The 10,426-nt window shown below is 72.6% G+C and carries 10 protein-coding genes; 5 read left to right on the forward strand and 5 right to left on the reverse strand.

Annotated elements, in window-relative coordinates:
• Positions 1–25 precede the first annotated feature (25 nt).
• Together ku and ACZ38L_RS35275 are read right to left on the reverse strand one after the other, a co-directional pair.
• Entirely contained in the window at positions 26–1,162 is a 1,137-nt protein-coding gene (gene ku, locus ACZ38L_RS35270) for a non-homologous end joining protein Ku (RefSeq protein WP_465701375.1), read from the reverse strand.
• A 121-nt stretch (positions 1,163–1,283) separates the two neighbouring features.
• Positions 1,284–2,255 carry a hypothetical protein gene (locus tag ACZ38L_RS35275; protein ID WP_465701378.1) on the reverse strand — a complete coding sequence of 324 codons (972 nt, stop codon included), beginning with the start codon at positions 2,253–2,255 and terminating at the stop codon, positions 1,284–1,286.
• Positions 2,256–2,349: 94 nt separating this feature from the next.
• Here ACZ38L_RS35275 and ACZ38L_RS35280 point away from each other — a divergent pair, with 94 nt between their 5' ends.
• Entirely contained in the window at positions 2,350–2,580 is a 231-nt protein-coding gene (locus ACZ38L_RS35280) for a DUF6296 family protein (RefSeq protein WP_465701380.1), read from the forward strand.
• 31 nt (positions 2,581–2,611) lie between these two features.
• Positions 2,612–2,941 carry an STAS domain-containing protein gene (locus ACZ38L_RS35285; protein ID WP_465701382.1) on the forward strand — a complete coding sequence of 110 codons (330 nt, stop codon included), beginning with the start codon at positions 2,612–2,614 and terminating at the stop codon, positions 2,939–2,941.
• A 41-nt stretch (positions 2,942–2,982) separates the two neighbouring features.
• On the opposite strand, the gene ACZ38L_RS35290 is transcribed toward ACZ38L_RS35285, so the two are convergent.
• The 3 genes from ACZ38L_RS35290 to ACZ38L_RS35300 are packed head-to-tail and all read right to left on the reverse strand — an operon-like array spanning position 2,983 to position 8,074.
• Positions 2,983–3,504: a hypothetical protein gene (locus ACZ38L_RS35290; RefSeq protein WP_465701384.1), complete on the reverse strand. Its 522-nt coding sequence runs from the start codon at positions 3,502–3,504 to the stop codon at positions 2,983–2,985.
• Positions 3,501–4,610: a DNA polymerase Y family protein gene (locus ACZ38L_RS35295; RefSeq protein ID WP_465701386.1), complete on the reverse strand. Its 1,110-nt coding sequence runs from the start codon at positions 4,608–4,610 to the stop codon at positions 3,501–3,503. Before ACZ38L_RS35295 ends, ACZ38L_RS35290 begins: the two co-directional genes overlap by 4 nt.
• The gene (locus ACZ38L_RS35300) at positions 4,607–8,074 is read right to left on the reverse strand and encodes a DNA polymerase III subunit alpha (RefSeq protein ID WP_465701388.1); all 3,468 of its coding nucleotides are present in this window, start codon (positions 8,072–8,074) and stop codon (positions 4,607–4,609) included. The genes ACZ38L_RS35295 and ACZ38L_RS35300 overlap by 4 nt, the downstream gene beginning before the upstream one ends.
• A 258-nt stretch (positions 8,075–8,332) precedes the next feature.
• On the opposite strand from ACZ38L_RS35300, the gene ACZ38L_RS35305 reads away from it, so the two are divergent.
• The 3 genes from ACZ38L_RS35305 to ACZ38L_RS35315 all read left to right on the forward strand — a co-directional run bounded on the left by ACZ38L_RS35305 (position 8,333) and on the right by ACZ38L_RS35315 (position 10,284).
• Entirely contained in the window at positions 8,333–9,244 is a 912-nt protein-coding gene (locus ACZ38L_RS35305; protein WP_465701390.1) for a DNA-3-methyladenine glycosylase family protein, read from the forward strand.
• A gap of 124 nt (positions 9,245–9,368) precedes the next feature.
• On the forward strand, positions 9,369–9,785 hold the full coding sequence (locus ACZ38L_RS35310; protein WP_465701392.1) for a hypothetical protein: 417 nt from the start codon (positions 9,369–9,371) through the stop codon (positions 9,783–9,785).
• Positions 9,786–10,008: 223 nt separating this feature from the next.
• Positions 10,009–10,284 carry an HU family DNA-binding protein gene (locus ACZ38L_RS35315; protein WP_465701394.1) on the forward strand — a complete coding sequence of 92 codons (276 nt, stop codon included), beginning with the start codon at positions 10,009–10,011 and terminating at the stop codon, positions 10,282–10,284.
• Positions 10,285–10,426: the final 142 nt, after the last annotated feature.

The raw sequence follows: 10,426 nt of genomic DNA on the forward strand, positions 1-10,426 counted from the left end.
TCGTCCGGCCGGGCCCGTCGCTTGGTCAGGCGGGGCGCAGATGCCGGCGTTTGGCTGCTGGGGTGTGTTCGATGGCGTCTTGGAGTTGGTCGCGGGTCATGGCGCTGCGGTGGGGGATGTCGAGGTCGCTGGCCTGTTTGTACAGCTCGGCCTTGGTGAGCGCGCCCAGGTTCTCCTTCTTCTTCGCGGTGCTGGTGCTCTTGCGGCCCGCGGGGGCCTTCACCGCCGGCTGCTGGCGGGAAGTGCTCTTCTTCGCGCCAGCGGTCTTGGGGGTGCGGGCGGTGGTCTTCGGCGTCCGGGCCTGGCCGCCCTTCCGGGGGGAGGCGGGCTGCTTGCGCCGGCCTTCTTCGCGGTCGCTCTCCTCGCCCGTCCGGCTGCCGGCGGTCTGCAGGCTGCGTTCCAGCACGGCCATCAGGTCGACCACGTTGGTGGCCTCGGCGGGGCCCTCGCTGACGGCGATCTCCTTGCCGGCGGTCTTGGCCTCGATGAGGTCGCGGACCTTCTCCGCGTAGGTGTCGTGCCACTCCTGTGGGTCCCAGTCGGTGGCGAGGATGTCGATGAGCTGCTCGGCGGCGGCCAACTCCTTGTCCGACACGGAGATGTTCCCGTCGGGGAGGTTGTCGACCTCGCGGTGGGGGTCGCGGACCTCGTCGGCGAAGTGCATGGTGTGGGCGACCAGCACGCCGCCCTCGGGGTGCACGGCGGTCAGGTATTCCTTGCCGCGCATCGAGAACAGCGCCAAGCCCGCCTTGCCCGCCCGCTCCATGGCGCGCAGCAGCAGGGCGTAGACCTTGGTGTACTCCTTGCCCTTCGGGCCGATGTAGTAGGTGGTGTCGAAGTAGATGGGGTCGATCTGGGCAAGGTCGACGAAGCCGCGGATCTCGATCGTCTTGGAGCGCCCTGGCGAGATCTGCTCCAGCTCCTTGGGCTCAACGATCACGTACTCGCCCTCGGTCAGCTCATAGCCCTTGACGATGTTGCTGTACTCGACCTCGGCGCCGGTCCGCTCGTTCACCCGCTTGTTACGCACACGATCGGCCGTGCCCCGCTCGATCTGGCGGAACGACACGGTGTGGACACACTCGGTGGCCGAGTACACTGCGATGGGCACGGTGACCAGGCCGAAGGAGAGCACACCGGTCCAGATGGATCTGGCCACCATGACCACCTTCTCTTCCGGGCCCCCTCTTTTCTGCCCACTATGCATCGGGCGCCGGCGCAGAGGCCTGGATGTGGTCGGCCGAACGAGGCCATGGCCAGCCCTCAGCCCGCGGCGCTCAGCCTCACCGGTGCGGGCGGCGCGTCCTTTCGGGCTTCGCGGCCGCATCTTCGGCGGCCTGTCGTGCCTGCTGGGCGATGGCTCGTGCCTGCTGGGCGATGGCGCGCAACTCCTCGGCCCGGACACGGGCTTTTTGTTCGGCCGCGCCTGCGGTGCGGGCGACGAACCGGGCCTTCTCAAGGGCGGCCTTGGCCCGCTCGACGTCCTCGCGGGCTCGGGCCGCCTGGCCGGCCACCTCTCGCAGAGCCTGTTCGGCACCGCTGGAGTCCTGTTCAGCACGAGCCGCTTCCCCCTCCAGCCACTCCCGCTGCGCCCGTTCCTCGGTATTGCGGTTCGGCCGCCGGACTGACTGGTCGCGCTCGCGCCGGTCGGGCCGGTGCGCGGTTGCCGGCCCACTGGTGGCAGGTGCTGGCTGCTTTGTCGAGGACGGCCGCGGGGCCTTGGCCGCTGGCTTCTTCGGCGTCGGGTGGTCGGGGACGGCGGTCAGGAGCGGGGCCAGCTCCGGCAGGACGGTGGGCGCGGTGAGCGCGCCGGCGAGCCGGCCTGCGGCGACCTGGTCGGCGGCATGCTGGTCGGCGAGGGCGGCGGACAGCGTCTGCTCCACCTCCTGCAGCACCGCGGCACTGAGCGGCTGCCCGACCTCGCCCGCGGTCCGGCCGGCCAGGCCGACCAACTCGTCCAGAAGATGGCGGCGCCGAGCGGTGAGATCGCGCAGCGCCGCGCTGTCGAGCCGTCGCTGCGCGGCGCGCAGACCGGCCCCCACATCGAGCAGGTCCTGAAGGCGGTCGCGGTGTCGGTGAGCGAGCTGGTTGACGGCCCACGCCGAAGTGGTGGGGCGACGCAACGCGGCCAGGCACCGCGCCTGCTCCGTGCGCCCGCCGGTGCGGGCGGCGCGCACGGCCCGGTCGCGGGCCGCGGTGAACTCCCGCGGTGGGAGCGTGTAGAGGTCGTCAACGACCTGGTCGTCCTCGGGCATGGGCCCAGCCTGTACCGCCACACCGGATATCGCCCGGCACCCGCCTCGGCCCTGCCACGCGCCGCGCGAGCCCGAACGGGGGCAGGATCAGGGCATGGACCCCGTCCAGCGCTACGCGTTGACCCTGCCGGGCGAGCCGGGCACGCACGCCCCGCCGAAGGTGGTGGTCGTGCACTGGACGCCGGCCGTGGTCGAGGACCTGCCGGTCTACGTGGACCTGGACCGCACGGTGCGTGCCGTCATCGAGCCGGACGGTGTCGCACGGCTCCTCGACACCGATGGCGATGTCCAGGAGCAGCCGGTTACCGCCGTCGCGTTGCCCTGACCCCGCGCCCCCGATCTGCCGGAAGTGCCTCGTGAAGCCGCTGACCGTCACCACCCGCACCACCACCCCCGGCAACCGCGTCATCGCGGCCGCCGGCGACCTCGACCACGACAGCGTCGGCCGGCTGCGCCTGCCGCTGTTGCACGGGATCGGGGAAGTGGACGTCGTCACGGTGGTGGTGGACTGCCCGGACCTGGGGTTCTGCGACTCGGCGGCCCTCCCTGGAGGCTCGCGTGATGGGAAGGCCCGGGTGGAGCTGCACCTGGCCGCCCTGCCCGACCAACTGGTGAGCCTGCTCCAGATCACTGGTGCCGACCAGGTCCTGAAGATCGACCCGTCGGCACCGCCTACCGAGAGCTGATCCGAACCTTTCCCTGCCTACCGCTCCTCGGTGAGGAGGGGTCACACCCACGAGCTGGAGGGTGGGATGGCTGCGCGGATCAGTGTCACCGTTTGTGCTGCGGTCAGTCGGCCCTGGTCGGAGCCGATGGAGCTGCTCACTGTGATGAGCAGTTGCAGGAGTGCCACGTGTTGGATGGGTTCCGGTGCCCGGTCCCAGGTGGTGCGGGCGGCGGTGGCGCCGCTCTCGCGGTGGGCGGCCATCGTGTGGAGGACGAGTGCGGTGACGGGGTCGGCGGTGCGGGCGGTTCGGCGTAGTTGGTCGACGCGCTGGTGCTCGGGCAGTCCGTGGACGGGCTTCGAGGAGAGTGGTCCGAGAACCAGCAGCGCGCCCTCCCACAGCGCGTCGCCGCCGCGGCGTGCGAGTTCTTCGACCAGGGCGCGTCCGGTGTCGGGCTTCCCTGTGCGGACGGTGGCGTCGATCGTGTCCTCGACGAGGCTCTCGATGGTTGGCGGGGCGGGCTCGTCCGGTGCCGCCGGTCCGGGCGGGCGAGTGTCGGCAGGTGGCGTCAGCCGGTCGTTCACGGCGTGACCGTACGGTGCTCGTGGCCGCCAACCGGCGCCCAGCCGCCCTGAGGCCGGCCGTCGGCCGCGGCGGGGAACGGGGCCGTGCGTGGTGGCCGGGGCATGGGTGACAACGGCAGGAGGGCGGCGGGGGCGATGGCGTGGCGGCCGTATCGGGCGTGGGCCCGGTCGGTGGCACTTTCGCGGTGGCGGGCCTGCTCGGTGGCGCCGTCCAGGGTGAGCTGGTGGCTGGCCCGCTCGGCTGCGCCGAGGTGGTCGGCCCGCAGGGTGAGGCCGCGCACCCGGGCGCGCTGGAGGCTGAGCCCGGCGTGCAGGCGGTACGCCGCCTCCGCCAGGGCCGGGCTGTGGGCAGAAGGCTCGGCGAGGCGGTGGGTGCGGGTCGTGGCGGCGTGGTCGGCGTAGCGGACGGTCAGCGTGAGCGCCCCGGCCGTCTGCCGACGGGTGCGCAGGGCGTGGCCGAGGTCGTGGGCGAGGCTGAGCAGCGCCCGGCGCTGCGCCGCTTGGTCGAGTTCGTCGTGGTCGAAGTCGTGCTCGACGGCGAGCACCGGTTCGGGTCGGCCGGGGATGACGGTGGTGCGGTCGATGCCGTGGGCGTGCTGGTGCAGGCGCAGACCCGGGCTGGCTCCGAGAGCGCGCTGCAGGGTCGCCATCGGGGTGGCGGCGACGGCGCGGACGGTGGTCAGGCCGAGCTGCGCGAGGGTGCGGGCGGTCGCTGCCCCGATGCCGGGCAGCGCGGTGGGCGGCATCGGCGCCAGGAAGGCCGGCACTTGGTCGGGGGGCAGGACGCGCAGGGCGCCGCGCGGCTGGGAGAGCGCGGCGAGGCGGGCGAGCTGCGGATTGGCCGCCGCGCCGATCGTGACCTCGGTGCCGTGCAGGGCCAGGGCCCGAACCCGGATCAGCGTGGCCAGGCCGGCCGGGTCGGTGTGCCAGTACCGCAGGGCGCCGGCGACGTCGGCGAGGGCGGCGTCCGGCGGCAGGGCCTGCACGATGGGGGTGAAGTCGGTGAGCAGGTCCAGGAGCCGCTCGTACTCGGCCTCCTGCGGTACCCGGCCGGTCGGCGGGTGGAAGCGCAGGTACAGCACCCGGGTCTCAACGGAAGTGATCATCCGGCGGAACCTGGGCTCGCGTGGACGAGGCGGCGCGGGGAGGGGGAGCGCTCGCCCGGGGCTTGGAGGTCGGCCCATGGGTGGCGGCGCGCGCCGGTGGGCATCACCTCGGGCCGCACCGCGGCGCCGGCGGGGTGCGGCAGCTGCTGGGCGAGGCGAGCGGCGACCGCGTCCAGTCCCTTGTCGCGGCGCAGGTCGGCCAGTTCGCCGAGGTCCCAGCAGGCGGTGCCGGTGATGGAGGTGCGCGGGCCGCGCCGGGTGATGGTGCCCCTGGCCAGGAGCAGACCCGAGTGGAAGATCGTCCGCGCGCAGGCGGGATGGGAGTCCTCGAAGAAGGCGAGGTCGATGAGCCCTTCGACGCCGTCGAGGGTGACGAAGATGACCCGCGTGCCGGAGGCGATCGGCGGGGTCTGGGTGGAGGCCCGCACGCCGGCGACCAGGACGGTGGTGCCGGGGGCGAGGTCGCCCAGCCGGTTCGCGTCCACGGTGCCCAGCTCGCGCAGCAGCCGGTGGTGGTGCTCCATCAGGTGGCTGGTGACGTCCACGCCCAAGACCTGCAGTTCGGCGGAAACCTTCTCGATCTCGGTCATCTCCGGCAGGCCGCTCGGCGCGGTACCGCTGGCCCCGGCTGCGCCGCCTGTGGCGGTGTCGAGGGGGAGCTGGCCGGTCAGGACGCTGCGGCTGCGCTGGGCGTGGTGGAGTTCGCCGGCCTGCAGGAGCAGGTCGCGGCGGTTCAGCGCTCCGGCGAGCGGGTCGAGCGCGCCGACCGAGATGAGTCGCTCGGCCACCGGCCGGGACGGGTGGGCCCGCTCCCACAGGTCCGAGAGCGAGCTGTAGGGCTGGCCGGCGACGATCCGCATCGTCTCGTCCTTGCTGATGCCGTGGACGGCGGACAGGGCCATCCGCACGCCCCACACGCCGCGGTGCTTCTCGACGCGGTAGTGCGCGTCCGAGCGGTTGACGTCGACCGGGAGGACCGGGACCTGGTGGCGGCGGGCGTCGGCGACGATCACCCGAGGTGGCCACATCCCTGGGTCATGCTCAAGAAGTCCCGCGTACTGCGCGGCCGGGTGGTGCGCCTTGAGCCAGGCCGATTGCAGGGCCGGCACGGCGAAAGCCGTCGCATGTGCCCGGCAAAACCCGTACGCACCAAAGGAGTTGACGATTTTCCAGACGGCTTCGCGGGTGTGCTCATCGTAGCCGCGCCGGGTGGCTTCGCGGTGGAACCAGGCCTCGATCTTCTCCAGTCGGGCCGGGTTGCCGAGCGCGCGCCGGGCCTCTTCGGCGAGCGCGAGGTCGCAGCCGGTCATGACGGCCAGGATGCCGATGATCTGCTCGTGCCAGATCGTCACGCCGTAGGTGTCGGCGAGCACTGGCTCCAGGTCCGGGTGCGGGTAGGCGGGGGCGTGGCCGTGGCGGGCGGCGATGTACTGGGCGGGCATCCCGCCGGCCACCGGCCCGGGTCGGAACAGACTGATGTCGGCGATGACGTCCTTGATGTCGCGCGGCTGCAGCCGGGAGACGAGGTCCTGCTGGCCGGGCGACTCCAGTTGGTATAGGCCAATTGTGTCTGCGGCCTGGATCATCAGGAACGCGAACAGGTCGTCCGGCGGGACCTGCGTCGGATTGTCGAGGTCGATCAGGGTGCCGGTCGTGCGGGCGATCTCCTGCACGGCGTGCGCCATCGCGCTCTGCATCCGCACCCCGAGGATGTCGAGCTTGATCAGCCCGAAGCCGTCGCCGACCTTCCCGTCACGTCCGAGTTCGACGTCGTACTTGTCGGCCTGAACCATCGGGAAGTCCCCGGTCGGGGTCGGCCGCACGGGCAGCCGGTCCAGCAGGGAGCCGTCCGTGATGATCACACCGCACGGATGTTGAGCGATTCCACTCACCAGCCCGTCCAGGGCCTCGGCCAGCTCCCACAACGGCCCGTACCGGTGGGCGCGGGCGGCAAGCGGCCGCAGCTCCGGCAGCTCGCGCAGCCCCTGGCGGATCCCGGCCGCGGCGATGTGCGGGAAGGACTTGGCGATCTCGTCGACCTCGCCCGGCGCGATGCCGAGCGCAAGCCCCGTTGCGCGCAGGGCCTGGCGGGCACGGTAGGTCTCGGGCATGCTGGTGATCGCGACCCTCGTGGTGCCGAAGCGCTCGATCACCCGCCGGTAGATGTCCAGGCGCCGGTGCGCCTCCACGTCGAGGTCGATGTCGGGCATGTCGGTGCGGCGCACCGTCAGGAAGCGCTCGAAGAGCAGGTGGTGCTCCAGCGGGTTGGCGGTCGCGATCCCGAGCACGTGGTTGACCATCGAGCCGGCCCCGGAGCCGCGGGCGGCGACCCGCACCCCCATCTCCCGGACGTCACGTACCACCTGATCGACTACCAGGAAGTAGGTGTCGTACTTCAGCTGGGCGATGACGGCGAGCTCCTGCTCCAGGCAGGCCCGGGCCTTGGGGTCACGGTCCAGGCCGCGGCGCACCAGCCCGGCCTCGCACCGCTCCCGCAGTGCCCGGGCGCCATCGCCCGGGCCGCTCCCTGCGCCGACCAGGTCCGGTTCGGGAAGGTGCGGCCGGCCCAGGCCCAGGTCGCGGTGTGGCTGCAGCGTGCAGGCCTCAGCGGCCGCGACGGTGTCGGCGATCAGCTGTACCGCGCGGCCCTCGCCGTGCCCGCGGGCGGCCGCGATCCGCATCGCCGCCTGCCGCATCAGATCGCCGTCCTTGAGCCAGCGCTCCCCACTGTCCAGGACGCGCCGGTCGATCGGGCGCAGCAGCCGGGCCGCGTCCAGCACGTCCGCCACCCGGTGCTGCTCGGCGTCCGCGTAGCGCACCGCACCTGTCAGCACCACCGGCACCCGGACCCGATCACCGAAGGCGAGGGTACGGGCGGCCAGCCGCAGCGACCCGGGCCCCTCACCCGGCAGGCAGTGCCCGACCACCTCCAACCGGATCGCCGGCCCGAACACCTCCAGCCACGGCCGCAGCAGCTGCTCGGCCACGTCCATCCGGCCCCGGCCCAGCGCCCGCGCCGGCTCGCTCACCGGCCCGAGCAGCACCAGTAGTTCCTCGCCCCCGTGCTCACGCAGCTGCCCCCAGGTCAGCACGGGCCGGCCCTCGGCGGTGTGTGCGGCCGACACCAGGCGGCACAGCCGCGCCCAGCCGGCCGCGCTCCGCGCGAGCAGGGTGATGCGCAGCGGGTGCTCGATGACGTGGGCTCCGCCGCGCGCCGGGGTCCGAGCGGCCGGCCCGGCGGGCTCGGGCGCGACGGGTTCGACCGCCAGGTCCACGCCCAGGATCGGCCGCACCCCCACCTGGCGGCACGCGCGCAGGAAGCGCGAGGTGCCGGTGACGGTGTCCCGGTCGGTCAGCGCGAGGGCGTGGATGCCGCGCTCGCCGGCCCGGCGGACCAGGTCGACCGGCCGGCTGGCGCCGTAGCGCTCGCTGAAGCCGGAGGCGACGTGCAGATGCGCGAACACGCCTTGCCACCTCCCTTGCGCCCGTCCCCCCTCGTGTCGCTGCTGTCGGCCCCCACCTCCTAGCGCTCACGATAGAGCCTTTCGAACGTTTGAGCGAACCTAGATTCGAACGGAGATTGCCTCTCACCTGCATGAACGAATCGAACACACTGCGTCGCCGCGCCCAGGACGGTTTCCGATCGCCCCCTGCGGTCGCGTAGTGTTCGGCATCGCCCGCGCACAGGCGCGGCCATAAGACCGACCCGGTAGTGGAGAGACATGGACGGCGCCCGGCGCATCTGGCGGCCCGCCTTCCCCCTCGACCTCCGCCAGGTCCTCGGCCCCCTCGCCCGAGGCGCCGGCGACCCGACCGCCTCATGGGAGGCGGGCGGACTGTGGCGAACATTCCGCACCCCAGCCGGCACCGGCACCATCCACATCACCCCCCACCCCGCGACCGCCGAGATCACCGCGACAGCCTGGGGACCGGCCACTGACTGGCTCCTGGAGCGGCTGCCCACCCTCCTCGGCGCCAACGACGACCCCGACCAACTCGTCCTGCCGCCAGGCCCCCTACGCGAAGTCCAGCGCCGCAACCCCGGCCTGCGCCTCGGCGCAACCGGCCTCGTCATGGACTCCCTGATCCCCGCGGTCCTCGAACAGAAGGTCACGGTCACCGAGGCCTACCGCGGCTGGAGATACCTCCTGCGCCGCTTCGGTACACCGGCCCCCGGACCACACCCCGCGCTGCAGGTGACGCCCTCCGCAGCACAGTGGGCGGCAATCCCAAGCTGGGAATGGCACAAGGCCGGCGTCGACCCCAAACGCTCCAGCACAGTCCTGCGCGCCGTACGACTCGCCCCGCGCCTCGAAGAAGCCGCCGCCATGAACAGCGACGCCGCCTTCGCCCGGCTGACCTCCGTGCCCGGAATCGGGATCTGGACCGCAGCCGAGACCCTCCAAAGAGCCAACAGCGACGCCGACGCCGTCTCCGTCGGCGACTTCCACCTCGCCAACCACGTCGGCTACGCCCTCACCGGCCGGCCCCGCAGCACCGACGAGCAGATGCTGCAGCTGCTGGCCCCGTACGCCGGGCAACGTCACCGGGTCTGCTGCCTGATCCGGCTCTCCGGCGCCCGCGCGCCTCGCTTCGGACCGCGACTCCAGCCCAACGATCACCGAAACCGGTGACACTGCGGCTCTTCTGCCGGCCCCGGGACGGCCGTCGCCGAACAGTACGGATCGCCCGGGAACCGGCCGCAGCCATACTGCCGTCCCCACACGGCGACCACCTGTTCGAAGGACACACGCCCCCATGCGCCCTGACCGATTTCAGCAGCTCCTCCTCGATGCCGCAGCAACAATCCCGGGTGGCAGCGTGAAAACGCTGTCCGACACCGGCCACACCGCCCACCCGTACGGCATCGTCGTCGAGGCCGGCGGAAAGACCTCCCGCTGGCAGATCGTCTCGGTCTCCCCAGGCGATGACTACTCGAAGCCCGAGCGCGAGCCGGTCCTCGGTGAGCGCATGCCCGTGCGTGAGGCGCCGGCCGTGACCGGCGACCCCGCGACGGTGGAGCAGGCGCTCGTTGCCGCGGTCCTGAAGGCCGATCCGGGTGAATTCTCGGCTGTCAGCCCGTACTCGGAGCGGAACGAGCCGCCCGCGGTCCGATACGGGGCCGCATTTGACCTGCATTCCAGCGCGAAGATCTACGTCAACGCGATCCGCTGACCCTTCACGCCTGCCGCCGGTCCTACCGGCCGGCGGCATCCCGGCTCGGCGGCTCAGGGACCGGACGGTGTCCGCCGCCGCGGCTGAGCACCCGAAGGTGCCGCGCGGCTGACCTCCAGCCCTTGCGCCCGCGGTTACGGCGCGTCATCTCGTCCGGCGCACCTGCGGGCGGGCTTGTCTGGGAGCATGCGGTGGACCCGTCCACTGATCGAAAGTGCGCACCATGAACCGCAGTGAGCTGCTGACCGCTCTGGCCGACCGTGCCCAGGTGGCCAGGAAGGACGCTGACGCCGTCCTGACGGCATTCGCCGAGATCGCCGCCGAGACCGTCTTCAAGGGTGACGAGAAGCTGACGATCCCCGGCTTCCTGACGATCGAGCGCACCCACCGCGCGGCCCGCACGGCCCGCAACCCCCAGACCGGCGAGCCGATTCAGATCGAGGCCGGCTACAGCGCGAAGGTCAGCGCCGGCTCCAAGCTCAAGGAAGCCGCGAAGTGAACACGGGTGTGGGGGGGGGGGGGGGGGGGGGGGGGGGAGGGGGGGGGGGGGGGGGGGGGGGGGGGGGGCGCCCCCCCCCCCCCCCCCCGGCAGCGAGCGCCGGGAGCCTGTCGCTTGTGGCGTACCGCCGGGAGTGGGCGGA

The sequence above is a fragment of the Kitasatospora sp. NPDC024654 genome, from assembly GCF_055559155.1.

Coding starts and splice junctions, on each gene's coding strand:
- ku (WP_465701375.1), bottom strand. CDS start 1,162: ATGGTGGCCAGATCCATCTGGACCGGTGTGCTCTCCTTCGGCCTGGTC.
- ACZ38L_RS35275 (WP_465701378.1), bottom strand. CDS start 2,255: ATGCCCGAGGACGACCAGGTCGTTGACGACCTCTACACGCTCCCACCG.
- ACZ38L_RS35280 (WP_465701380.1), top strand. CDS start 2,350: ATGGACCCCGTCCAGCGCTACGCGTTGACCCTGCCGGGCGAGCCGGGC.
- ACZ38L_RS35295 (WP_465701386.1), bottom strand. CDS start 4,610: ATGATCACTTCCGTTGAGACCCGGGTGCTGTACCTGCGCTTCCACCCG.
- ACZ38L_RS35305 (WP_465701390.1), top strand. CDS start 8,333: ATGGACGGCGCCCGGCGCATCTGGCGGCCCGCCTTCCCCCTCGACCTC.
- ACZ38L_RS35310 (WP_465701392.1), top strand. CDS start 9,369: ATGCGCCCTGACCGATTTCAGCAGCTCCTCCTCGATGCCGCAGCAACA.
- ACZ38L_RS35315 (WP_465701394.1), top strand. CDS start 10,009: ATGAACCGCAGTGAGCTGCTGACCGCTCTGGCCGACCGTGCCCAGGTG.